This is a genomic window from Halomonas sp. ND22Bw (assembly GCF_003011945.1).
GTDB classification, from domain to species: domain Bacteria; phylum Pseudomonadota; class Gammaproteobacteria; order Pseudomonadales; family Halomonadaceae; genus Halomonas; species Halomonas halophila.
Genome location: NZ_PXWD01000922.1, coordinates 1 through 270, shown reverse-complemented (window position 1 = coordinate 270; position 270 = coordinate 1). Strand labels below are relative to the sequence as shown.

The window sequence follows — 270 nt, the reverse complement described above, 5'->3', positions numbered from 1 at the left end:
CCCTCTCCCTCGGGATGGCCGCGACCCTCCTGACGCTCTCCGCGCCCGCCCGCGCCGATTTCCAGGACTGCCTTGCAGGGCTGCAGGCTCAAGCCGCGGCGCAGGGCATTTCGGCCCAGACCTTCCGGTCCGCGACGGCCGGCATCGCCTACGACGAGAAGGTGCTCGAGCTCTCCCAGGCCCAGCCCGAGTTCAAGACCCCGATCTGGGACTACATGGCCGCCCTCGTCGACGAGGAGCGGGTAGACGACGGCAAGGCCGCCATGCGCC

The 270-nt window shown here is 70.7% G+C and carries 1 protein-coding gene; it reads left to right on the top strand.

Features of this window, described 5'->3' with window-relative positions:
* The coding region (locus CVH10_RS20835; protein ID WP_219924921.1) for a lytic murein transglycosylase at positions 1–270 on the top strand (270 nt) is incomplete at both ends.